At 58.2% G+C, this 21,991-nt stretch carries 22 protein-coding genes; 14 read left to right on the forward strand and 8 right to left on the reverse strand.

Annotated features, from left to right (window positions below; all coding sequences use genetic code 11):
* Nucleotides 1-52 precede the first annotated feature (52 nt).
* From ACXAHG_RS07390 to ACXAHG_RS07410, 5 genes are all read left to right on the forward strand, one after another.
* Nucleotides 53-889, forward strand: coding sequence for a flagellar motor protein MotB (locus tag ACXAHG_RS07390; RefSeq protein ID WP_475056594.1), 837 nt, complete (start codon nt 53-55; stop codon nt 887-889).
* 123 nt (nt 890-1,012) lie between these two features.
* Nucleotides 1,013-2,317: a flagellar hook protein FlgE gene (locus tag ACXAHG_RS07395; protein ID WP_475056596.1), complete on the forward strand. Its 1,305-nt coding sequence runs from the start codon at nt 1,013-1,015 to the stop codon at nt 2,315-2,317.
* 46 nt (nt 2,318-2,363) lie between these two features.
* Nucleotides 2,364-3,812 (forward strand): flagellar hook-associated protein FlgK, encoded by a 1,449-nt coding sequence (gene flgK, locus ACXAHG_RS07400; RefSeq protein ID WP_475056597.1) that lies wholly within the window; start codon nt 2,364-2,366, stop codon nt 3,810-3,812.
* 3 nt (nt 3,813-3,815) lie between these two features.
* A complete protein-coding gene (locus ACXAHG_RS07405; protein WP_475056599.1) occupies nt 3,816-4,820 on the forward strand; it encodes a flagellin in 1,005 nt (334 codons plus the stop codon).
* Nucleotides 4,820-5,926, forward strand: coding sequence for a flagellar basal body P-ring protein FlgI (locus ACXAHG_RS07410; protein ID WP_475056600.1), 1,107 nt, complete (start codon nt 4,820-4,822; stop codon nt 5,924-5,926). The genes ACXAHG_RS07405 and ACXAHG_RS07410 overlap by 1 nt, the downstream gene beginning before the upstream one ends.
* Before the next feature lie 428 nt (nt 5,927-6,354).
* Here the strand turns inward: ACXAHG_RS07410 and fliP are convergent, their stop codons facing one another.
* The 4 genes from fliP to fliF are packed head-to-tail and all read right to left on the reverse strand — an operon-like array spanning nt 6,355 to nt 9,653.
* The gene (gene fliP, locus ACXAHG_RS07415) at nt 6,355-7,098 is read right to left on the reverse strand and encodes a flagellar type III secretion system pore protein FliP (RefSeq protein ID WP_475040204.1); all 744 of its coding nucleotides are present in this window, start codon (nt 7,096-7,098) and stop codon (nt 6,355-6,357) included.
* Nucleotides 7,095-7,391 carry a FliM/FliN family flagellar motor switch protein gene (locus tag ACXAHG_RS07420; protein ID WP_475040205.1) on the reverse strand — a complete coding sequence of 99 codons (297 nt, stop codon included), beginning with the start codon at nt 7,389-7,391 and terminating at the stop codon, nt 7,095-7,097. Before ACXAHG_RS07420 ends, fliP begins: the two co-directional genes overlap by 4 nt.
* Nucleotides 7,384-7,983, reverse strand: a complete 600-nt coding sequence (locus tag ACXAHG_RS07425) for a FliH/SctL family protein (RefSeq protein WP_475056601.1) — start codon at nt 7,981-7,983, stop codon at nt 7,384-7,386. Before ACXAHG_RS07425 ends, ACXAHG_RS07420 begins: the two co-directional genes overlap by 8 nt.
* Complete coding sequence (fliF, locus tag ACXAHG_RS07430) at nt 7,983-9,653, reverse strand: flagellar basal-body MS-ring/collar protein FliF (RefSeq protein WP_475056602.1); 1,671 nt, start codon at nt 9,651-9,653, stop codon at nt 7,983-7,985. The genes ACXAHG_RS07425 and fliF overlap by 1 nt, the downstream gene beginning before the upstream one ends.
* A gap of 118 nt (nt 9,654-9,771) precedes the next feature.
* Here fliF and ACXAHG_RS07435 point away from each other — a divergent pair, with 118 nt between their 5' ends.
* From ACXAHG_RS07435 to ACXAHG_RS07475, 9 genes are all read left to right on the forward strand, one after another.
* Nucleotides 9,772-10,296, forward strand: coding sequence for a flagellar basal body-associated FliL family protein (locus ACXAHG_RS07435; RefSeq protein WP_475040208.1), 525 nt, complete (start codon nt 9,772-9,774; stop codon nt 10,294-10,296).
* A gap of 9 nt (nt 10,297-10,305) precedes the next feature.
* Entirely contained in the window at nt 10,306-10,743 is a 438-nt protein-coding gene (locus ACXAHG_RS07440; RefSeq protein WP_475040209.1) for a hypothetical protein, read from the forward strand.
* Nucleotides 10,743-11,357, forward strand: a complete 615-nt coding sequence (locus ACXAHG_RS07445; protein ID WP_475040210.1) for a MotE family protein — start codon at nt 10,743-10,745, stop codon at nt 11,355-11,357. Before ACXAHG_RS07440 ends, ACXAHG_RS07445 begins: the two co-directional genes overlap by 1 nt.
* A gap of 78 nt (nt 11,358-11,435) precedes the next feature.
* A complete protein-coding gene (gene motA, locus ACXAHG_RS07450) occupies nt 11,436-12,305 on the forward strand; it encodes a flagellar motor stator protein MotA (RefSeq protein ID WP_475040211.1) in 870 nt (289 codons plus the stop codon).
* Nucleotides 12,302-14,752 carry a hypothetical protein gene (locus ACXAHG_RS07455; protein ID WP_475056604.1) on the forward strand — a complete coding sequence of 817 codons (2,451 nt, stop codon included), beginning with the start codon at nt 12,302-12,304 and terminating at the stop codon, nt 14,750-14,752. The genes motA and ACXAHG_RS07455 overlap by 4 nt, the downstream gene beginning before the upstream one ends.
* Before the next feature lie 352 nt (nt 14,753-15,104).
* Complete coding sequence (flhA, locus tag ACXAHG_RS07460) at nt 15,105-17,198, forward strand: flagellar biosynthesis protein FlhA (RefSeq protein ID WP_475040213.1); 2,094 nt, start codon at nt 15,105-15,107, stop codon at nt 17,196-17,198.
* Nucleotides 17,195-17,974: a flagellar biosynthetic protein FliR gene (locus ACXAHG_RS07465; RefSeq protein WP_475056606.1), complete on the forward strand. Its 780-nt coding sequence runs from the start codon at nt 17,195-17,197 to the stop codon at nt 17,972-17,974. The genes flhA and ACXAHG_RS07465 overlap by 4 nt, the downstream gene beginning before the upstream one ends.
* Nucleotides 17,971-19,059 (forward strand): flagellar type III secretion system protein FlhB, encoded by a 1,089-nt coding sequence (gene flhB / locus ACXAHG_RS07470; protein ID WP_475056607.1) that lies wholly within the window; start codon nt 17,971-17,973, stop codon nt 19,057-19,059. The genes ACXAHG_RS07465 and flhB overlap by 4 nt, the downstream gene beginning before the upstream one ends.
* The gene (locus ACXAHG_RS07475) at nt 19,056-19,454 is read left to right on the forward strand and encodes a hypothetical protein (protein WP_475040216.1); all 399 of its coding nucleotides are present in this window, start codon (nt 19,056-19,058) and stop codon (nt 19,452-19,454) included. The genes flhB and ACXAHG_RS07475 overlap by 4 nt, the downstream gene beginning before the upstream one ends.
* 82 nt (nt 19,455-19,536) lie before the next feature.
* Here ACXAHG_RS07475 and ACXAHG_RS07480 read toward each other — a convergent pair whose 3' ends face one another.
* The 4 genes from ACXAHG_RS07480 to flgG are packed head-to-tail and all read right to left on the reverse strand — an operon-like array spanning nt 19,537 to nt 21,987.
* Entirely contained in the window at nt 19,537-20,031 is a 495-nt protein-coding gene (locus ACXAHG_RS07480) for a flagellar basal body-associated FliL family protein (RefSeq protein WP_475040217.1), read from the reverse strand.
* Nucleotides 20,032-20,039: 8 nt separating this feature from the next.
* The gene (gene flgH, locus ACXAHG_RS07485) at nt 20,040-20,780 is read right to left on the reverse strand and encodes a flagellar basal body L-ring protein FlgH (protein WP_475040218.1); all 741 of its coding nucleotides are present in this window, start codon (nt 20,778-20,780) and stop codon (nt 20,040-20,042) included.
* Nucleotides 20,780-21,202 carry a flagellar basal body P-ring formation chaperone FlgA gene (gene flgA, locus ACXAHG_RS07490; protein ID WP_475040219.1) on the reverse strand — a complete coding sequence of 141 codons (423 nt, stop codon included), beginning with the start codon at nt 21,200-21,202 and terminating at the stop codon, nt 20,780-20,782. Before flgA ends, flgH begins: the two co-directional genes overlap by 1 nt.
* On the reverse strand, nt 21,202-21,987 hold the full coding sequence (flgG, locus tag ACXAHG_RS07495; RefSeq protein ID WP_475040220.1) for a flagellar basal-body rod protein FlgG: 786 nt from the start codon (nt 21,985-21,987) through the stop codon (nt 21,202-21,204). Before flgG ends, flgA begins: the two co-directional genes overlap by 1 nt.
* Between the last annotated feature and the right edge of the window lie 4 nt (nt 21,988-21,991).

Raw genomic sequence — 21,991 nt, forward strand, 5'->3', positions numbered from 1 at the left:
CTTAACGCGCCGGCTGCTATCCCGGTAGCGGGTGAAAATAGTGGTGGTGGATATGAGCGCACAGAGCAATGTGGCGCCCATTATCATCAAGAAGAAAAAGTCAGGTGGTGGCCATGGCCACCACGGCGGTGCATGGAAGGTGGCGTATGCCGACTTCGTGACTGCGATGATGGCCTTCTTTATGCTGATGTGGCTGCTGAACGCGACAACGGAAAAGCAACGTAAAGGGCTGGCGGATTACTTTTCGCCGTCAATTCCCCTTAGCCGGGTTTCCGGCGGAGGCAATGGCGCCTTCCAAGGTGACAGCATGTTCACTGAGGAAATCAAGCCGCAATCCGGAACCGGTGCAACAGACATCAATCCGATGGATGCGCAGCAAGCGCAGGGGGAAACCGGTGTTGATGCAGATGAAAAGCGCGAGGAGGAGGACTCCAAATTCCGTGCCATCGAAGAGCAGCTGTCCGGCCGCGGCGGTGAAAGCATGGTTTCGGTGGCTATGGCGCGCCATATCGTGACCAGGGTCACGGATGAGGGGCTGATTATTGAGCTCTTCGCGACCGAGGATACGCCGCTGTTCAAAGACGGCACTTCTGAGCCGGCGCCGCTGTTCCGTGATCTGGTCAGAATGATTGCACGGGTTTCCGAAAGTGTGACAAGCAATGTTGCCATTGGCGGGCATATCCGTTCGCATCCGGTTGTCCTGGCCAAGAACCCCGTTTGGGAACTGTCCCATGCCCGCGCTGACAAAACCCGCATGCTGCTCGAATCGGGGGGGCTGGATTCGGTGCGTGTTCACCGCGTGACGGGCCACGCAGACCGTAAGCTGGCGGTTGGAAACCCGATGGCGGCGCGGAACAACCGCATCGAAATCATTCTTTTGCGCGAATAAGCCGCTGAAATTGCTGAAACTGGCGGCTGGCAGATAGGTCATATTTTATCTGTTAGCCGCCCGTTAATCGCTGCTGCGCTAGCTGTTGCATCAGAATGATTAGATGCAGCAGAAAGGCGTGCTATGACCATTTCTTCGTCGCTGAACGCGGGCGTTTCAGGATTGAGCGCCAACGCCAGCCGGTTGGCTTCCATTTCCGATAACATCGCCAACTCCTCAACCCGTGGTTACAAGCGGGTTCAAACGGATTTCCATTCGATGGTTTTGTCCGGTTCGGGCGGCACGTATTCCGCGGGCGGTGTGCGCGCGACCAATGTCCGGCTGATTGACGAGCGCGGGCCGCTGGTCTCCACCAACAACGCGACCGATCTGGCGGTACGCGGCCGCGGCATGCTGCCGGTGGCGTCGATTACCGAGGTGGAATCGGGGGCAAACCCGTCGATGATGCTGACTGGCACGGGATCCTTCCGCACCGATTCCAGCGGGTATCTGACAACAGAATCGGGTCTGGTTCTGATGGGATGGCCGGCAAATGCAGACGGCACCATACCCGACCTGCCGCGTGACACTGCCAGCGGGCTGGAACCGATTCACGTGGATCTTAACCGCCCATCGGCAAGTCCGACCACAGAAATCAGCCTGGGTGCCAACCTGCCGGCGTCGGCCACGGACGTGGGCGCATCAGGGGATACGCTGACGCAGCCGGTGCAGTATTTTGACACCATGGGGCGCGAGGAAGAGCTGACCATCACCTACGCGCCAACTGTGGCAACGCCGCCGGCGACCACAGGCACCAATGAATGGACGATGACAATTGTCGATTCCGCGTCTGGCACGACAATTGGCGATTATACCCTGACCTTTGATGATGCCACCAACACAGCGGGCACGCTTCAAAGCGTGGTAACAAACACTGGCGGAGCCTATGACGCAACTGAAGGTTCGGTGACGATCACTGTTGCCGGCGGACCCATCGAGCTCAATATCGGTATTCTTGGCGAGCAGAACGGGCTGAGCCAGCTGGGCGAGGACTATGTTCCCGGCGCGCCTGACAAAGACGGGAATGCGGTGGGCACCTTCGTTGCCGTGGAGATCAATGAGGCCGGAGAAGTCATCGCTGAATACGATTCGGGTGATACCAAGGTCATTTACAAGGTGCCTCTGGCTGATGTTTCCAACATCAATGGCATGCGGGCATTGGACTCCCAGACCTATATGCCGACAGACGAATCCGGTGACTTCTACCTATGGGATGCCGGCGATGGCCCCACCGGTGAAATTCTGGGCTACGCTCAGGAAGAGTCTGCCGTCGACGTGGCCACAGAACTGACGGACATGATTCAGACACAGCGGGCCTATTCGTCTAACGCCAAAGTCATTCAGACTGTCGACGAAATGCTTCAGGAAACCACCAACATCAAGCGCTAAGGCGCTTGATCCCCTTTGACATTGGCTTCACGAAAGCAGGCTGAATATGTCTATTTACTCCGCCCTTAACAGCGCGATGAGCGGTCTGACTGCGGCCAGCCGGTCCTCGCAAGTGGTCTCTGAAAACCTGGCCAATGCACTAACGCCCGGCTATTCGCGCCGGGTTCTGGAACTGAACAGCCCGGGCGCCGGTGTCCCGGGTGTCCGGGTCGGGCATGTGCAGCGCATCAATGATCCGGTTCTGATTTCCAACCGCAGGGTTGCCGAAGCGGACTATGGCGCGGCCAAGGTGCAGTCCGATTTCTTCGACCGGATGTCCGATCTGGTTGGCACCGTGGATGATGAAATGTCATTGGCTTCGCAGCTTTCGGATTTCGAAGCGTCCCTGATCGAAGTTGTATCCCGGCCTGATTCTCAGCCGCGCTTGAACGATTTGTCGGTAAAGGCAAACTCCCTGGCCGACTCGATCTCACGAACGGCCGAAGGACTGCGGGATCTGCGTATCAATGCTGATAGTGCTATCGGTGCCCAGGTTGAGACCGTGAACCAGGCGCTGAAGGAAATCGAGAAGCTGAACGCACGGATCATGGTGGTGGAGGCTGGCGGAATGGATGCCGTCTCCATGCATGACCAGCGGGAGCAATTGATTGATCAGATCAATGAAATCATTCCGGTCAATGTTGTGCGGCGGGACAATGGGCAAGTGACCCTCTACTCCACCGGCGGCGTGATGCTGCTGGATGGCAGGGCGTCTGAGCTGAGCTTTACCCCTTCGCGCGATATCATGCCCCACATGACCCTTGGAAACGGCATGATTTCGGGGTTGGAGATTGATGGCAAGGTGATCGACACCGGCCCGAACGGACCGCTGAGGGGCGGAACTCTGACTGCGCAGTTCCAAGTGCGCGACATCACGGCGGTAGAAGCCCAGGAAGATTTGGATGCAATGGCCGCGGATTTGATCGAGCGGTTTCAGGATCCGGCCCTGGATGGCACAATCGGCGTCGCTGATGCCGGAATATTCACTGACGATGGCGGGTTTTATGACCCGGCAAACATTGTCGGTATTTCCAACCGTATCGAGCTGAATAATGTGGTTGCTTTGGACGGTGCCGGCGAAACATGGCGTTTCCGTGATGGTCTTTATGCCGCAGCGCCGGGGGATCCCGGGGATTCCAGCCTGCTGCAGGGGTATACCGACGCGTTGAGCACGTCCCGGCCGGTCTCTTCCGTCGGCCTGGGCACCGCAAACATGACCGCGGCGACGCTAAGCGCGAACCTGTTGTCGCGCTTTGCCCAGGACAATGAGACAGCCTCCCGCGCAGCGACTTTTGCCGCAACCAGTTTCAACGAATTGAGCCAGGCGGAACTGGCCTTGGGCGTTGATACTGATGCTGAGCTGCAAAACTTGATGCTGGTGGAAAAATTCTACGCTGCAAATGCCCGGATGATCACCGTGGTTGATGAGCTTATGGACACATTGCTGAGGATCTGACGCATGATTTTGAACTCTTACGGCGATTTGGCGCAGCACCTCTTTCTCCGCAGCCGGAATACCGAACTGCAGCAGAACATCACGACGCTGTCCGAAGAATTTGCAACTGGAAAGACGTCCAACCTGACCGAGCGTTTGGGCGGCGATTTCACCTATCTTGCCGATCTTGAAAACAACCTGAACCGGCTCGACAGCTACATGGTTGCCAATGGAGAAGTGCAGCTCTTTGCAACCACGACCCAGGGCAGCCTGGACAAGGTTCAAAGCCAGGTTCAGGAGATGCGGAACGACATTATGACTTTGTACTCTGCCTTGGACGTGGAAAACGCAGAGCAATTCGGCAGCCAGGCAAAAACGCGGATGTCCGGTGCTATTAACCTTCTGAACGCATCCGTTGGCGGGCGGACAATTTTTGCGGGCACGGCGACAGATACGAAACCGCTGGAAGACTCCGGGATTTTAATCGCTTCTGTCCTGACCGAGGTGTCTGGCCTGACCACAAGCAACGATATCATTCAGGCGGTGAAGGACTGGTTTGCTGATCCGGCAGGATTCGATGCGGTAATGTACAGGGGCTCCACGACGTCCCTGCAGCCTGTGAGTGTTGGAGAGGGAGAACAGGTAACGCTGGGTATCCGCGCAGATGATGAAAACATCAAACACGCGCTTCAAAGCTATGCCATCGCTGCTTTGGCTGACGAACCTGGCCTGGGGCTGGCGGATAGCGTCAAAATCGAGCTTGTGCAGGAAGCCAGCTCTGAGCTGATTGAAAGTAATGACCGGCTGATCCAGCTGCAAGCTGATGTCGGATTTATCGAGGGGCAGCTTGAAGCCATCAATACGCGCAATGAAGCCTCAAAAACCAGCCTGAGCATTGTCAAGAACAACCTGGTTTCAGCTGATCCCTATGAAACCTATACGCGGCTGGAAGAAGCGCAGACGCAGCTTGAAGGCCTTTACACGATAACCGCCCGCAGCTCGCAACTCTCACTGTTGAATTATCTCTGATGCCAGTATTTCTCCGCCTTCTCATCACATGCCTGTTCTTGCTGCCTTCAGTCTTGCAGGCAAATACCATCCGGCTGAAAGACCTGGTTGAATTTGACGGTGTCCGCGGCAACGATCTGGTTGGCTACGGGCTGGTTGTTGGCCTTGACGGGACAGGGGACGGCCTTCGAAACTCCCCTTTCACCGAAGAGATCATGTCCAATATTCTGGAACGTCTCGGCGTGAATGTCACGGGTGAACAATTCCGCCCCAAGAATGTGGCAGCGGTCTTTGTGACCGCCACGCTGCCGCCTTTTGCCAGGGTCGGCAGCACCATTGATGTCACCGTTTCAGCTATTGGCGATTCAAAGAGCCTGCTGGGCGGCACGCTGATCATGACGCCGCTCAATGCAGCTGACGGGCAAATCTATGCTGTCGCCCAGGGGACAATCCTGGCCGGCGGGGCCGTCGCCGAGGGGCAGGCTGCCACAGTCACCCAAGGGGTTCCGACCGCAGGGGTCATTCCGTCCGGTGCCCGGGTGGAGCGTGAAATCGACTTTGACTTAGCGTCACTCAATTCCATGCGTCTGGCCCTGCGGGAGCCTGACTTTACCACAGCTGGACGGATTGAACGGGCTATCAACGATGAGTTTGGCCGGAATGTTGCCTTGATGCGGGATTCAGGCACGGTCGAGGTCGATATCCAGCGCACAAATGCGCGTTCAACTGCGCATGCCGTGGGCCGGATCGAGAACATACTGGTTGAGCCGCAACGGAAGGCACGGGTTGTTGTGGATCAGCGCTCCGGCACCATAGTGATGGGCAGCGATGTGCGGATTTCACGTGTTGCTGTCGCTCAGGGCAATTTGACGTTGCGAATTGAGGAAACTCCGCTGGTGGTGCAGCCAAATCCCTTTGCCAATGGTGAATCTGTTGTTGTGCCGCGCACCGGTGCGGCTATCGAGGAAGAAGAGGGCGTGCAGCTGGCGGAAGTGCCGGAAACAACCTCTTTGTCCGAAGTCGTGGCTGGCTTGAACGCATTGGGTGTATCCCCGCGTGACATGATTGATATTCTCAAAAGCCTCAAAGCGGCCGGTGCTTTGCACGCAGAGTTTGTTGTCCGATAACGAATGCTGAAAATGATTGGCTGCGCCCTGGCCCTGCTTGCAGAGGCCGGGGCTTTTGCATTCCGAGACGGGATCCAGTTAAAGGACTCGTGAGTGCGTGCCCTGGCCTCAGCGATAAGGCATCTGTAACACGTGCAGGCCTTTGAACCGTTGCAACGTGATTAGCAGGCCGGTGCCCTTTTCTGAAACCCTCAGTCTGGGCATCATGGCAGCCAGGCTGGGCCGCCGTCCCGGCTGCAGGAGGGCGAGCAATTTTACCTTGAACTGTGCCGGGTATTGAGCGCCGTATTGGTTCCGCCTTGGTCCCGCAAGCGTTCAGGTCAGCGGATGTTGGCGGAGCAAGGCCGTTTACGATGGACAGCTGGACCCACCATAGCAAAAAAGGCCCGGGCAAACTTGCCCGGGCCTATGAAAGTGGTGGCGGGTTTTCAGGGGTAGTAGCTGCGTACCAAGGCAGTCGCGATCAGGCTCCAGCCGTCGGCAACGACAAAAAACGCCAGCTTGAAGGGAAGCGATACAATGGCTGGGGGCACCATCATCATACCCATCGACATCAGGATGGCTGCCACGACAAGATCGATGACCAGGAAGGGCAGAAAGATCAGGAAGCCGATCTGGAACGCCCGGGCAATCTCCGACAGCAGGAAACTGGGGACCAGTGCAGAGAGCGGCGCTTCAGGAACCGGGTCCATGCCTTGGGTTTCAGGGCGCAGATCGGCAATGGCGTAAAACGTGTCGGGATCAAGACGGTTTGCCATGAAGGCCCGGAACGGTTCCAGGCCGCGCGTAATCGCTTCACCAGGTTCCAGCCGCTCTTCAAGCAGGGGATTGATTCCGGTGCTCCAAGCTTCGGTAAATACCGGCTCCATTACGAAGTAGGTCAGAAACAGTGCCAGGCTGATAATCAGCATATTGGGCGGCGCCTGCTGCAAACCGATGCCTTGCCGCAGGATCGACAGAACAGTTACCAGGAATGGAAAACAGGTGATCATTATCAGCAGGCCGGGCGCCAGGCTGAGCACGGTAATCAGAAGAATCAGCTGGATTGAACGGGCCGAAATCGACTCTCCGTCCGCCAGGGAAAGGCTCAATTCTTGAGCCAGGGCGGTGTGCGGCAGGGCCAGCAGGACTGCTGCAGCCAGAGCCGCCCGCACAAAGGTCTTGTGTGTCATCCCAAACCGCTTTGCAGATCGGCAATTTCCGTCAGACGCACGGCCAGCTGGCCGGCTTGGTCCCCTTCCAGCTCTTCGAGCTGGCCGCGGGCAACCAGGCGGTCGCCGACATAAAGGTCGACAGGATCCTCGACCCGCTTATCCAAGGTCAGAATTGCGTTTTCACCGAGGCCGACCAGATCCCGGATCAGCGGGCGGGCTTTGCCGACCGAGACAACCACTTCAACGGGAACTGAGACAAACGGATTGCTCGCATCAGCGGATTTCATGTTCAGATCTGCAGCGTCATCCATACTGGCTGTCCTCTTTCGCGTGATATGTGAAGGCCTCAATCGAGTCATGGATCGACTCAAGCAGGGCGTCGCAGTTGATTTCGCATTCAGTGCTGCCGATCCCCAGATAAGCCTGGCCGGACGACAGTGTACCGTCCTCCCGGACCGTGACCGGAACCGAGAATTTTTCCGGCAGCAGGCTACGCACGGGCGCAGCCTCGCCTGGCGAGACCACAATCTGCATCGGCTGGTCGGTTTGGCCTTTGGCCATCTCAGCAAGCTGATCGACAATGTGATGACCAAAGGAGGCTGCCATCGCATCCGGCAGCACAGCACTGGTCAGAACTTTGAACATCGGGTCCAGCGAATCGAGCAGCTGAGTTTGCGCTTCGTGGTAGGTAAAGCTCAAGTCTTCCAGAGAATTTGCAAGCTCAGCGGAGATCCGGGTGGTTTCCTGGTCCTTTGCTGTCACAGCGTCGTCCCAGCCGGCGCTGTACCCCTTTTCAAAGGACACCAGCCGCTGCTCTTCCATAGCTTCTTCGGAAACTGAAGGGACTGCTGGTTCGACAACAGTATCGATGCCAAAGTCTTCAAGCAAATGTGCAATCGTCATTAAGCTTGCTCCTTATTCTCTTCCAGCCAGCCGCGCAGAATTTGGACGGTTTCCTCCTGCCGATCTCCGATCAGGCTGCGCAGGCGGTCAACGGGATCGTCCATGCCGCCGCCCAATGCGGGCAGGCCTGCTGCACCCATCATGTCGCCGGTGCCCATGGCCGGCAGGCCGCCCATCGGTTCGAACTGGCCGGTGTCGCTGTTTTCGATTTCACCATCCAAAGCGAGGCCTGCACCAAGATCAGGGGCAGTCATGAAACCGTCACCGCCCACTCCGGGCAGGCCTGGAAGACCGTTTTCTTCCGGGCCGGGCAGGGCCGCCACTGGTGCCGCTTGATTCGAGAGGATTGGGCGCACCACGAACAGGCCCAGGATCAAGCTGACAATTGCCAATGCAGCAATCTGGATCAGCGACATGGCGTCAAAGTAGAGGTTGTCCATGAAGGATGCTTTTGCCACGGTGCCTTGCGGTTCCACTGCGGGCAGCTCCATCGACTTGAGTGTGATGACGTCGCCGCGGTCCGCGTCAAAGCCGACGGCGGCGGAAATCAGTTCCCGCATAGCGGCCAGTTCGTCTTCGGGACGGGGCTGGAAAACGGTCTCTCCTGCCTCATTGGTGACCGCGGTGCCGTTCACCAGCACAGCTACGGTCAGGCGCTTGATTGCGCCGGGGCCGCGAAGGATTTCCTTCTCGGTTTCCGAGATCTCATAGTTGATTCGCTCCCGGGTGGCGCTGGTGTTAGCCTTTGAACCCTGACCAGAGGCCGCGTCGCCGTCGGGAATATTGGAGGCCACAGTGACCTCACCCGATTGGTTCGTGGAAGAATCGGCACGTTCTTCGACATCAGTGCTGACCGCGACGCGGCTTTTGGGATCGACACGCTTCTCACGGATGGATTCGGTGTCGGTGACGGTCTCGACACTTACCTCAACAACAGCATTGCCCTGGCCGACGCGGGCCTCGACAAGCCGCATCACCCGTTCCCGGAGCGTTTGCGAGCGGTCATCTGTGCCGGCGCCGGCGGCTGCTGTGGCATCCGAGGACCCGATCAATGCGCCATTGGCGTCAATCACGGCTACATTCTCGACTGCCAGGCCAGTAACCGCGGAGGAAACCAGGAAACGGATAGCATTGGCTTGGGCCGGCGTAATCGGCGATCCCATTGGCACGATCGAGACCGATGCAGTTGGTTCCACGGTGCGCTGAAAGGGATTCGAGCCAGTATTGGCGATATGCACCCGTGCTTGGCTCACATGCGGGCTGGCAACAATGGTGCGCGCCAGTTCGCCCTCTTTTGCACGCCAGTAGGCGGCATCAAACATTTGCGAAGTGGTGCCGAAGCCGCTGAGCGAATCGAGTAGTTCGTACCCTTTGCCGCCATTTGCGGGCAGGCCTTCGCTGGCCAGCGTCATCCGCAGTTCGTCGCGCTGGGTGGACGGCACGTATATTGAGCCGCCGCGCACCTCATATTGAGTGCCGCGCTGTTCCAGCGCGCGCACCACATCTCCGGCCGAGCCGCTTTCCAGCCCGGCATAGAGCAGTGTCATTGTTGGCTTGCTTGCTACATGGGACATCGCAATGACGCTGAGAATCATAATCACCGTGGCTCCCACGGCAATCAGACGCTTCCGCATGTCCATTTCTGCCCAGACATTCTTGATCTGCTGCACATTAACCTCCGTCGCACCGGCGTTCTCTCCGGCATGCAACCGTTTTGACGGATCGGCCTTAACATTCGGTTAGTCCCTGACAGGTTATGAAGAGGAGCACGACGTTTTAGGGATAGCCATGACAGACGCTGCAGTAGATACAGAAGCAGAAGCCCCGGCCAAGAAAAGCAAACTGCCCCTGATCATTGGGGTGGTGCTGGCACTGGCCGGCGGCGGCGGCGGATTCTTTGCCGTTCAGTCAGGCCTTCTTCCCTTTGGTCAGAAAGCTGCGCCAGAACCGGCGCCAGCGGCCGAAGCGGCGCCAGAAGGCGTGGACAATGGTGAGACGGCGGAGGATATCGCCAATCTTGCCTTTATCGAAATGGACCCGATTGTGATTACCCTGCGCAAAGCCAGCGGTATCAAGCATTTGCGGTTCCGCGCGCAACTTGAGGTCGATCTTGCCCATCAGGCAGAGGTCGAAAAAATCCTCCCGCGGGTTATCGATGTCCTGAACAGCTACCTGAGAGCACTGGAGCTTGAGGATCTGACCGATCCGATGGCTCTGCCGAAACTGAGAGCGCAGATGCTGCGGCGGATCAATATTGCAACCGGCCAGGGCCGGGTGCGGGATCTGCTGATCATGGATTTCGTACTGAACTAGGAGGACAGGATGGACATTATTGCTGATATCCTGCTTGCGGCCGGAGCGCTGGGCGCCGGATTCTATTGCCTGGTGCTGTCGCGCCGGCTGAAACGCTTCAATGACCTTGAAAAGGGCGTGGGCGGTGCGGTTGCCGTTCTGTCTGCTCAAGTAGATGATCTCAACAAGTCGCTGCAGGCGGCGCAGCAGGTGTCAGATGGCTCCAGCAAGGCGTTGCAGCAGCTTACCGGCCGTGCCGAATCGGTGGCACAGCGGCTGGAGCTGATGATGGCGTCCATGCATGACATGCCGGAGGCCGGGGCCGCAGCGCCTGCAGATCCGGAAGATGAATCAATGGCCGCAGCTTACGAGGCCGACGCGCAGCCCGGCTCAGCGGAGCAGGACGAAACCAAACCGTCCGGCCTGATGTTCGTCCGCCACAACCGCAGCCAGAATCGGGTGGCGTGATGGCAAAAGCGGCAAAGAAAAACCGGAGGTTCAGGCGCGGCGGCACCTTGATGATGCTTGCGGTGCTGCTGATGGGTTCTGCGGCGGTGCGCCTTGGCCTGGAGGCAGGCCCGGCGATCGCGCGCGAGGTGGCGAGTTTGCAGAAACCTGGCAGCGAACAGGCGGATCACAAGGGGGAGCCGCAGCGCGAATCGATGCCGACGTCGGCGGAGCTTCAGACAATGCTGGCTGCCTTCCAGGAAAGAGAACAGGCGCTGGCTGCCCGCGAAGCGGAGATTCAGGACCGGATGAAGGCACTGGAAATCGCTGACCAGGCAATCGACAAGAAACTGGCAGCGCTGGAGCAGGCCGAGGAAAACCTGAAGGCAACTCTTGCGTTGGCCGATGGCGCCACCGAAGCAGATGTGACGCGCCTTACGACGGTTTACGAGCAGATGAAGCCCAAGGAGGCCTCAGCTTTGTTTGAAGAGATGGATCCTGCGTTTGCAGCCGGTTTCCTGGCCCGGATGCAGCCCGAGGCGGCAGCGGGCATCATGGCAGGCCTAAGTCCTGAGGCGGCGTATACCATCAGCGTTGTTTTGGCCGGGCGCAACGGCTCCGTGCCCAAGGAATAGTTGGGGCGCGGCGGCTTAGTCTTTCCTTAGGACGACTCGCCTAATCTTATTAAAACCAATAGAAACTGGAGTGGACCTATGATCGGGATTGTAGGCATTGTGGTGATCTTTGCCATGGTGTTCGGCGGCTACCTTCTGGCCGGCGGCAAACTGGCGATCATTATCAAGGCACTGCCATTTGAAATGATGATGATTGGCGGGGCTGCTGTTGGCACCTTCCTGATCAGTAACGACATGGGCGGCATCAAGCACACGCTCAAGGATGTCGGCAAGGTGTTCAAGGGCCCCAAGTGGAAGCCGGATGACTACCGTGACTTGCTGTGTCTGCTTTTTGCACTGATCCGGATTGCGCGCGCGAACCCGGTTGAAGTTGAACAGCACATCGAGGATCCGGAAAATTCCTCTGTTTTCAACAAATATCCCAAGATCCTGGGAGACAAAGAAGCAGTGAACCTGATCTGCGACACCATGCGTTCGGCGTCGATGAACTATGACGATCCGCATCAGGTGGAAGAGGTGCTTGAAAAGCGGATTGAGGCGAATCATCACCATGCCATGCACGGCAGCCATGCATTGCAGACCCTGGCTGATGGTCTTCCCGCGCTTGGGATCGTTGCCGCGGTTCTCGGTGTGATCAAGACCATGGGATCAATCGACCAGCCGCCAGAGGTTCTTGGCAAGATGATCGGCGGCGCTCTTGTGGGGACCTTCCTAGGTATCTTCCTAGCTTACTGTCTGGCGGCGCCCTTTGCCGGCAAGGTGAAGACTGTGGTCGAAGAAGACGCGCATTTCTACCAGCTGATCCGTGAGGTGCTGGTTGCGAATCTGCACAACCACGCGGCCGCGATCTGCATCGAGGTCGGCCGCCAGAATACGCCCTCTCACTTCCGTCCCGGTTTCTCGGAGCTTGAAGAAGCCCTTAAATCGGTGAAACAGGACGCAGCATGATCTGGCGAGCATTTGCCACCGCGGCCGTTGTTTTGGCGGCAGGCGCAGTCCAAGCGCAGACGATTGTGACCCGCTCTGGGGAACATGGCAGCTTTACCCGGCTGGTGATGCGCCTGCCAGATGGAGCGGACTGGTCTCTGACACAAAGCGGCTTGACGGCGACTGTGAATATTGATGCCCCTGAAGCGGTTTTTGACACGTCGCGGGTTTTCAATCTGATTCCGCGCACCCGTCTTAAAGCAGTGGCGCAAAACGGCCCGGGCCAGCCGCTGAGGCTTGAACTGGGATGTGATTGCACGGTGACATCCTATGTTCAGGAGAACGGCTATCTGGTGGTTGATGTCCGGGATGGCGGGTTGCCCCCGCGGCCGGAGCGGAACACGGCGGCAACCGGCATTCTTCCGCTGACCCTGCCTTCTCAGAATGGCTACAGGTTCAGTTTTTCCGAATCGGCGGCTGCAGATGCGCGGATGGCGCTTGAGTTGGCTGCCGCTGCAGCCGGGCAAGCTGATCCGGCTCAAGCCATAAGGCCTCAGGACGCGCTCGAAATGCCGGATCCCGCTGTGCCCGGCGACGCGGCAGATCAGCCGGAGGAAGTTGTTCACGTTGAGCTGCCGCTTGATGGCAGTGCGCCTGGGGATGAGCCAGAATCACTTGGGCAAGAAGCAGGCACGCGGCTGCCGGAAGCCGGCCTGTTGCTCAACATGGAAGAAACTGAACGGGCGGCTGTTGTTAAGGATTCAGAGCAGCGGCTGCTTCAGCAAATCGGCCGGGCTGCAAACCAAGGTCTTCTTAGCGCCGCTGCAGATGGGCTTGCAGGTGCTGAAAACAGTGCTCTGGATCCTCTCGGCCGGTCTGACAGGCCTTTGAATCCTCTGGACCACATTTCTGTTACCTCGGCTATCGACCGTGAAACCGGGTTGATGGCGACGCTGGCAGACGGGAACAAAGAAGCCGCGCATTGCATTCAGGACAAGCAAGTAGCGATCCATGCCTGGGGGGATGACAGCCCCTTTGCCGACCAGCTGGCACCAGTGCGAAGCGCCTTGGTCCGGGAATTTGACGATGTAAATCCAACAAGTGTTTTGTCTCTTGCGCGGACCTATCTCTTTTTCGGGTTTGGAGCTGAAGCCCGGTCGATCCTGACCATGCTTCCTCCCGATGAGCATAACGACCCCGCCTTTGCCCAGCTGGAGGCAATGGCGCTGCTTTTGGACGGGACGGTTCTGCCGGTAAATCATGCCTTCTCGGGGCAGCAAAGCTGCGAAGGTTACAGTACTTTGTGGGGCGCTTTGGCAGACGGAGTGGTCAAAAAAAGCGCTAACACGGATGCAATTCAGCAGGCATTTTCCAAGCTGCCGACCCACTTGCGGGTGCATCTGGGGCCGCGCGTTAGTAAGATGTTTGCTGAGGCAGGTGACAACCATATCGCCGAAGCGATTCTGAGAGCCGTCGACCGCACGGGGGTTGAAGACGTCCCGGAGATCAATCTGGCCGAGGCGGCAATTGCCGAACTGGAAGGTGACACAGAAAAAGTTGCCGAGGAGCTCACCAGCGAAGTTGCTGAGCGGACTGGAAATGCCCCTGCCGCGCTGATTGATCTGCTTGCGCTGAGTGTGAAAGAACGCAAAGCGCTTTCACCGGACGTTCCTGATCTGATCGCGTCGTATGAGCTGGAAAACAGGGATACAGAGCTTGGGCCGGACTTGCGCCGGGCCCAAGTTGCCGCGCTCGCGCTCATGGGGCAATTCCACGAGGCATTCCAGGAACTCGACAGATTGACAAAACGCGACGGGCCCAACGCGCGCAGTACCGCGTTGGAGCCGCTGATGCTGCTTCTTTCGGAGCGTGCAGATGATGTGACCTTTCTGCAGTATGCACTGGTTTTTTCAGCGCAAGCCAGCGCTGCGGAGGCGGCGCCGGTGGCCAAGGAGGTTGCCCGCCGGCTGCTGGACCTCGGATTTGCTGAACAAGCTCAAAGCCTGCTGGCCAAGCTTGCGCTGGAGCCGGAGAATGAGATCCGCCGCTTGATGATGGCAGAAGCCGCGCTGGTTCTGGACAAGCCTCACAGGGCGCTGGTTGAGCTGATGGGGCTCGAGGGCTCTGAAGCAAACCGGATGCGGGCCGAAGCTTTGTGGCGTAATGGCGAGTATGCCCGCGCAGGCGAATACCTTCTTGCAGAAGACGAAACAAACGCCGCGGCGCGCGGGTTCTGGCACTCCGAGGACCTGGACGCGATTGAAGCGATTGGCACGAATGGGGATGCACAATTCGGTGCGGTTGCCTCTGTTACAACGCAAATCGGTGAAACAGCGCAAGATCCGGAGGGTTTGACACCCTTGGCTCACGCACGCGCGCTGGTCGAAAGCAGCCAGGGCACACGCGGCGGTATTTCGGATTTGCTGGGTAGAGTGGGAACTAATTTGGAAGCTTCCGCAGAGAATTAATAAACACCACAGCCTATGTGAATAAATGCCGCCCTGCTGAGCAGGGCGGCATTTGCGTGACGCTGATAACACTTTGTCAACCGGCCGCCGGTAACGTGACTAACGGGTGAATCCTGATTTGGAACGGGCAGAATGCCGGAAAATTTTTCAATGCGTTGCCTGTACAGGCATGGCCACTGCGTGAGAAACGCAGAACTCAGTGCTGAGACGGGATCAGCACTTCAGCAGATTAGTGCAGTGATCCAGCTCCTGGCTGTGCCGGGTTTGGGCCGTGGGAGGCTCCCAGAGCCGATTCCGGCAATGACCTTTGCCTGCAACTCTTTCCTCAAAACAGAAATGCGGGGCCGGAACTGTGCCTAAGCTGACAACGGAACAACTCTTCAGTCCGACCGTTCTCCTTGCGCTTGCCTTGATGGCGATCATTGTCATGATGATTCTGCCGATGCCGGCCTGGGTTTTGGATGTCGGTCTGGCGGCCTCATTCGCATTGGCGATCCTGATTTTTACCATAACGCTGTTTATTGAGCGGCCGCTGGATTTTTCGTCCTTTCCGACGGTTCTCCTGGCCTCCCTCATGCTGCGTCTTTCGCTGAACGTGTCCTCAACCAAACTGATTATCGGCCAAGGCCATTCCGGGACGGATGCGGCAGGAAATGTGATCGAAGGGTTTGCCCAGTTTGTTATGGGCGGGAGTGTTTTCCTGGGTCTTGTGGTGTTTGGCGTCCTGCTGATCGTCAATTTTATGGTCATAACCAAAGGCGCTGCCCGGATGGCTGAAGTCGGCGCACGTTTTGCGCTTGACGGTATGCCTGGCAAACAGCTGGCGATCGACGCGGATATGTCAGCAGGGGCCATTGATCACCAGACGGCAAAGGAACGCCGTGAACGCGAACAGCAGGAAACCACATTCTTCGGTTCGCTGGACGGTGCGTCTAAATTCGTCAAAGGCGATGCGATTGCAGGTCTTTTGATCACGCTGCTGAACCTGGTGATGGGCCTGATCATGGGGGTTCTGGTTCATGGCATGCCGGTTGGCAGCGCGTTTGAAACTTATGCCATCCTGACAGTCGGTGATGGTCTTGTTTCCCAAATTCCGTCCGTCATTATCTCCATAGCCGCTGCTCTGCTTTTGGCCCGCGGTGGTGCCACGGGTGCAACAGATACGGCTCTGTTTGACCAATTTGGGCGCCATCCCGCTGCCCTGACCACAGTGGCTGTGCTGATGGTGCTTTTTGCGTTGGTGCCGGGCCTGCCTTTCCTGCCCTTTGTGATTGGAGGCGGGGTGCTGGGTTACGCGGCATTCCGGATGTCCAAGAAAAAGATGGATGATGAAGAGGCTGAGATCGAGGAGAAGATCGAAGAGGCGAAGGACCCTTCGGCCTCACGGCCGCTTGGCGATATTCTCGACTTGGACGATCTGCACTTGGAGTTCGCACCGGATCTGGTCAGCATGGTGCTGGATGCCGGAACCGGCCTGGACGCGCGGATTGCGAATATGCGGTCGCATATCGCCACGACCTTTGGTTTGATCCTGCCGGAAATCCGTCTGACCGACCAGCATGAACTGGAGCGCGGCACCTATGTGATCAAGGTCCAGGGTGTTGAACAGGTACGCGGCACTCTGCACCCTGATATGGTACTGGCGCTTATGCCGGAAAATCATGACGCGCTGCCACCGGGCACAGATGTAACGGAACCGGTTTATGGTGCGCCTGCCCGCTGGATATCCGCCAAGTCGCAAGAACAGGCTGCCTTGTCAGGGGCCACCGTGGTTTCACCGCCGGAAATCCTGGCAACCCATCTGCTGGAGATCATCAAACAGAACTTTGCCCGCCTGCTGACTTTGAAATCGCTGCGCCGCCTGCTGGATGAGATGACGCAATTGTCCGATGGTTTCCGGGCTGAGGCAAACCGCAAGCTGCTGGATGCGCTGGTGCCTGAAAAGGTTCCAATGGATACCTTGCACGCGGTTCTTCGCCTCTTGCTGGAGGAACGGGTGTCAATCCGCAACATGCCGCTGATACTTGAATCCATCGCTGAGGCACGGCTTCACACCAATCAGCCGGAGCTGATCTGCGAACATGTGCGCCAGCGCTTAGGGTTCCAGCTGGTGGCAGAGATGAAACGCGATGACGGTACGATTCCGCTGATCCAGCTGGCGCCGGAATGGGAAGACAAGTTTTCGACCTACCAGGTTGATGCTCAGGGTGCGGGGCTGGATATCGCCCTGCCGCCGGATTTGTTCAACCGGCTTGCTGACGGGCTGACAGAGAAGCTGTCCGCTATTACGGACCAGGGTGTTTTTGCGGCTGTTGTGACCTCTACCCGCCGGCGGCGCTACCTGAAGACTATTCTGAAGTCCCGCGGCGTCACCAATCCGGTCCTGTCGTTTGAGGAAATTGGCCTGGAGGCACGGCCGGCGCTGGTTGGAATGGTGCAGGCATGAACCTGAATTTTCTGCCGCCTGAGCTGGTTTTGCTGTTGGGGGCAGGGTTTTGGCACGCGGCGATCGTGTTCCTAAGAGTGGCCGCCATGGTGTCTGTTTTGCCAGCTGTCGGAGAACTATATGTCCCGGCTAGGGTGAAGCTTGCGGTCGCGGCGGCTTTCACTCTGGTGGTAGCGCCAGCTCTGCCTGCCTTTCCTGAGCCGGACAGCGTTCTGCAGTACGCCCGCTTTGCCGTAACTGAGGCAATCATTGGCCTTGCCTTGGGTATCGGGATCAGGATCTTTGTGCTGGCCTTGCAAACTGCAGGCACAATCGCGGCACAGAGCACTTCTCTATCGCAGATTTTAGGCGGGATCGGTGCAGAGCCGATGCCGGCGCTTGGCGCTGTCCTAATGATTTCAGGTGTGACGCTGGCGGTCATGATGGGTCTGCACATCCGTGTGGCGGAACTGCTGATCAGTTCTTATCAGATGTTTCCTGCGGGCCAGTTTCCTGCGGCGCCGGCTTTGACCGAATGGGGCGTGTACCGGGTATCGCAAAGTTTTTCCCTGGCATTCACTCTAGCAGCGCCCTTTGTCGTGACCGCGGTGATTTATAATCTGGCGCTTGGGGTGATCAACCGTGCAATGCCTCAGCTGATGGTGGCTATGGTCGGTGCTCCGGTTATCACCTTCTTTGGGCTGTTTATACTGATGGTCGGCAGCCCAATGATCCTGAATGTCTGGGTGCGCGCCCTAATGAGCTTCATTGCCGATCCGGGGGGCGGAATGCCATGAGCGGCCAGGACGACGACGCAGACAAGTCATTTGAGCCAACAGAACAGAAGCTTCGTAAAGCCCGTGAAAAAGGTGAAGTTGCCAAGTCAACGGATCTGTCGGTAGCAGCAGCCTACCTTGGTCTGCTGGTCGCCTTTTATGCCGCTGGCAGCAGCAGTGTTGAGGGGATCGGGACCGCGCTGATGTCATTCCTGGATCAGCCGGACCGGCTGGCTCCCCTGTTTTTCGAGGGGCCGTCAGCGGCGCCTGTCGGCGGGTTTATCGGCAGTGCATTCCGCCCTGTGCTGCCTTGGTTTCTGGTACCCTTTGCACTTGTGCTGCTGTCCATCGTCGGTCAGCGGGCCTTGGTCTTTGCTCCCAGCAAACTGGAGCCTAAGCTGTCGCGCATTTCTCCGGTCCAAGGGGCCAAGAACAAGTTCGGACGGGCAGGGCTGTTTGAGTTCCTCAAGAGCTTTGTGAAGCTTTTGCTCTACTCGGTGTGTCTGAGCGTTTACCTGAACTACCGGCTGCCGGAAATGATTGCGTCCTCCGGGACTGGCCCGCAGACTGTCGTCATGATGCTGGCCCAGCTGGCAATGGAATTCCTGTTTCTGGCGCTGATCATTGCCCTGGCCATCGGTGTTGTGGATGCAGCTTTTCAGCATGCCGAACACCACCGCAAAAACATGATGTCGCGCAAGGAAATCCAGGATGAGATGAAAGAGGCCGAAGGCGACCCCCATATGAAGGGCCAGCGCCGTCAGCGCGGCCAGCAGATTGCCATGGGGCAGATGCTTGCCGATGTGCCCAAGGCCGACGTTATAATCGTCAACCCGACACACTACGCAGTTGCGCTGGAATGGAGCCGTGAACCCGGTACGGCTCCGGTTTGTGTGGCCAAAGGGGTTGATGAGATCGCGGCTGCTATCCGGCGTGTGGCCAATGAAAACGGGGTTCCGATTCACAGCGATCCGCCAACAGCGCGCGCCCTGCATGCAGCGGTGGAAATTGGAGATGAAATTCTGGAAGAGCATTACGCTCCGGTAGCGGCGGCCATCCGGTTTGCCGAGGAAATGCGCCAGCGTGCCAAAGGAAGAATCACATGAAGCAGAAAATGCTGGACCAAATGGCGGCGGTAACAGCTGCCCAATACATGCAGGAACATGCCAAGATACAGCCAGCGCTGGCGCGGGAAGCGCAGCTGCGCGGACAATTGGCCAAGCTGAACGTTCAGGTTCAAGCCGCGCGGGAGCAGGCCAATGGCGACCATACGATGAAAGCGTTGGGTGCGGATCTCCTTTGGCAGGGCTGGCACACGCGCACTCGCCGTGAGCTCAACCAGGAGCTTGCCAAGGCGACGGCCCAGAAACTGCGTATGATGGATCAGCTGCGCAAGGCCTTCGGGCGCAAGCACGCGGTTGAAACCATGGCCGAAGCTGAACGCAAGCGGCACAAGGCTGAACAGGCAAAGGCGATGATGAACAGGCTTCTGGAAGGCTGAAGCCCGCAAGCAACTTTGAACAAGCAAAGGCCGGCCCTTTTGGACCGGCCTTTGCTGTATTGCCGGAATGGCAGCGGGCAGTTCAGACGTCTTGCCGTGAAATCTCCATGATCAGGACGTCATAAACACCTTTGCCAACATATTTTTGCGCGGCCTCGCGCAGAGCAGTGCGTAGCGGATCCAGAACGTCCGAGCGGGTAAACGCGCCCCGGAATCCGCCCATATTGGCATGGTCAAACAATACCTGCAGAAAGACATCGCGCAGCTTGGGCTCCAGCATATGCACTTTTTCTGTTGTGCCTTTCTTGGCTTCAAGGCTGAGGGAAACCACAACCAAAGAGGTCAGCTCGTCGCGCTCAACGACCGGAACCACAAACTGGTTTGCGATCTTGATGTATTCCCGCTGGTTTTCTTCACTTTCTTCCGCGGCTTCTTCGGCCGGTTCTTCAGCGGGTTTGGCCGCGTCTTCTTGCGCAGCAGGTTCTTCTTCGGGCGGGGGCGCCAGCATGATGCCGGCGCCAATACCGCCGCCTGTGCCGATGATCAGCAGGATTACAGGAAGGAGTTTAGACAGCATGGCAATCCTCAGAACGGCAGGACGACATCCAGCAGCTGCTGGCCGTAGCGCGGCTGCTGAACGTCCGTGATCTGGCCTCGGCCGCCATAGGAAACCCGGGCCTGAGCGATCTTGTCATAGGTGATTTCATTCTGCCGGCTGATGTCCTCGGGCCGGACGTATCCGGTCACCAGAAGCTCACGCAGTTCGAAATTCACCCGTAGTTCCTGGGTGCCGCTGATCGCCAGCACCCCGTTGGGCAGGACATCGACAACCGTTGCCGCAATGCGCAGCTCCAGCTTTTCGCTCCGCTTGACCGAGCCCTTGCCGCCGGATGCGCTGGAGCTGCCGAGCTCGACAGCATCTGCCGACGTGGCCCCTTCGGGCAGCTTCCGGTCCAGGCGTTGCGGCAGGCCCAGCAGATGCGGCATGTTCAAGCTTTCCGATCCGGAGCGCGACCGCTGGGTATCGTTGGAAATTTCCGCTTCCTCGTCAATTTCGATCACCACGGTCATGATGTCGCCGCGCTTCATGGCACGACGGTCGCCCAGCAGAGATTGCTGCGACCCGCTCCATAGCGAAGAGCCGTCGACCGTGCGCCGTGTCTGGGTTTGGGATGGCAGCCCTTGGTACAGCATCGCGACATGCTCAGGCGTTTCATTGGCAGGGGTGAAGGAAGGCGGTTTGCCTAAATGATCCATACGGCCGCAAGCGCCGAGCATGGCCAGGCCGAACAGCAGCGGTTTGACGGGAGAGTATTTCGTTTTCATCAGTTTACCTCAACGGAGCCGTCTTCCGCGATCCGGCCGGTGACCGTGGTGCGGGAAGAGAGATTCATTACGCGGATTGCTTCGCCGGCTGCCCCGCGGCCAAGCGAGCGGCCTTCGGCAGCGATGGTCAGCCCGCCCTGGCGGAAAATAATCGTGACTAGGTCATTGCGTTCTATGATGGCTGGCGGGCCGATATCGCCTGCCCTCAGCGGCCGTCCGGCATAAAGGGCGACGCGCGCCTCCTGGCCGATCACTTCTGACGGATCCGTCAGCGCGCCGAGGATTTCGCCTTTCTTGAAGGCAAGGTCTTCTGCGTTGACGATCTGCTTTGCGCGTATGGTACGCAACGGGGTCAGATATTCCGCCCAGGAAGGCGGGGCGGAAAGTGCAAGGGCAGCAAGGCAGGCGAGGACAAGTTTCATCAGCGCACCTGTGTCGTCGCACCCATCATCTGGTCGACGGCCGATATGACCTTGGCGTTCATTTCATAGCCGCGCTGCGCTTCGATCAGTTCAGTCACTTCGCGGACCGCATCGACCGAGCTAGCCTCCAGATAGCCTTGGCGCAGGGTACCAAGCCCGTCCTCACCGGCTGTTGATACAGTTGCTGCACCCGAAGCCTCAGTTTCCGTGAACAGGTTGCTGCCGATCGCTTCCAGCCCTTTCGGGTTGGTAAAGCCGGCCAGAGTAAACTGCCCAAGCAGCTGACCTGCCGATGTCTCGTCGAAATACCCGTAAACCTCGCCTTCGGCATTGATCGAAATGCTGACGGCGTCGTCAGGAACGGTGATTTCCGGTGAGACTGGGAACCCGTCCGAGGTCACAATCAAGCCCTCAGCGGACCGTTTCAGCGCACCGTCACGGGTATAGGCAGATTGGCCGGATGGCAGTGTCACCTCTAGATAGCCTTTGCCGTCAATTGCAAGATCCAGGTCGTTATTGGTCTGTTGCAGGGCCCCCTGCGACAGATGCACCGAGACCGCTGCCGGCCGGACGCCAAGACCCACTTGCACGCCGGTGGGCAAAACGGTGCCATCGGACGCGTTCACCGTGCCCGCACGGGAGATCTGCTGGTAATGCAGGTCTGCAAATTCGGCCCGCCGCGCGTTGTAGGCGGTGGTGTTCATATTGGCGAGGTTGTTGGAGATGGTCTCCACACGCAATTGCTGGGCGCTCATGCCGGTCGCCGCGATCTTCAAGGCACGCATCTGG

It is taken from the genome of Leisingera sp. ABD4_442, assembly GCF_056160905.1.

Excerpts from the sequence above, each read along its gene's own strand:
- ACXAHG_RS07440 (WP_475040209.1), top strand. The coding sequence starts at position 10,306 with ATGGACATTATTGCTGATATCCTGCTTGCGGCCGGAGCGCTGGGCGCC.
- ACXAHG_RS07475 (WP_475040216.1), top strand. The coding sequence starts at position 19,056 with ATGAAGCAGAAAATGCTGGACCAAATGGCGGCGGTAACAGCTGCCCAA.
- flgG (WP_475040220.1), bottom strand. The coding sequence starts at position 21,987 with ATGCGTGCCTTGAAGATCGCGGCGACCGGCATGAGCGCCCAGCAATTG.
- ACXAHG_RS07425 (WP_475056601.1), bottom strand. The coding sequence starts at position 7,983 with ATGACGATTGCACATTTGCTTGAAGACTTTGGCATCGATACTGTTGTC.
- ACXAHG_RS07455 (WP_475056604.1), top strand. The coding sequence starts at position 12,302 with ATGATCTGGCGAGCATTTGCCACCGCGGCCGTTGTTTTGGCGGCAGGC.
- ACXAHG_RS07420 (WP_475040205.1), bottom strand. The coding sequence starts at position 7,391 with ATGGATGACGCTGCAGATCTGAACATGAAATCCGCTGATGCGAGCAAT.
- ACXAHG_RS07395 (WP_475056596.1), top strand. The coding sequence starts at position 1,013 with ATGACCATTTCTTCGTCGCTGAACGCGGGCGTTTCAGGATTGAGCGCC.
- flgK (WP_475056597.1), top strand. The coding sequence starts at position 2,364 with ATGTCTATTTACTCCGCCCTTAACAGCGCGATGAGCGGTCTGACTGCG.
- ACXAHG_RS07410 (WP_475056600.1), top strand. The coding sequence starts at position 4,820 with ATGCCAGTATTTCTCCGCCTTCTCATCACATGCCTGTTCTTGCTGCCT.
- motA (WP_475040211.1), top strand. The coding sequence starts at position 11,436 with ATGATCGGGATTGTAGGCATTGTGGTGATCTTTGCCATGGTGTTCGGC.
- ACXAHG_RS07435 (WP_475040208.1), top strand. The coding sequence starts at position 9,772 with ATGACAGACGCTGCAGTAGATACAGAAGCAGAAGCCCCGGCCAAGAAA.
- flgA (WP_475040219.1), bottom strand. The coding sequence starts at position 21,202 with ATGAAACTTGTCCTCGCCTGCCTTGCTGCCCTTGCACTTTCCGCCCCG.
- flhB (WP_475056607.1), top strand. The coding sequence starts at position 17,971 with ATGAGCGGCCAGGACGACGACGCAGACAAGTCATTTGAGCCAACAGAA.
- flgH (WP_475040218.1), bottom strand. The coding sequence starts at position 20,780 with ATGAAAACGAAATACTCTCCCGTCAAACCGCTGCTGTTCGGCCTGGCC.
- fliP (WP_475040204.1), bottom strand. The coding sequence starts at position 7,098 with ATGACACACAAGACCTTTGTGCGGGCGGCTCTGGCTGCAGCAGTCCTG.
- ACXAHG_RS07465 (WP_475056606.1), top strand. The coding sequence starts at position 17,195 with ATGAACCTGAATTTTCTGCCGCCTGAGCTGGTTTTGCTGTTGGGGGCA.
- ACXAHG_RS07405 (WP_475056599.1), top strand. The coding sequence starts at position 3,816 with ATGATTTTGAACTCTTACGGCGATTTGGCGCAGCACCTCTTTCTCCGC.
- ACXAHG_RS07480 (WP_475040217.1), bottom strand. The coding sequence starts at position 20,031 with ATGCTGTCTAAACTCCTTCCTGTAATCCTGCTGATCATCGGCACAGGC.
- ACXAHG_RS07445 (WP_475040210.1), top strand. The coding sequence starts at position 10,743 with ATGGCAAAAGCGGCAAAGAAAAACCGGAGGTTCAGGCGCGGCGGCACC.
- ACXAHG_RS07390 (WP_475056594.1), top strand. The coding sequence starts at position 53 with ATGAGCGCACAGAGCAATGTGGCGCCCATTATCATCAAGAAGAAAAAG.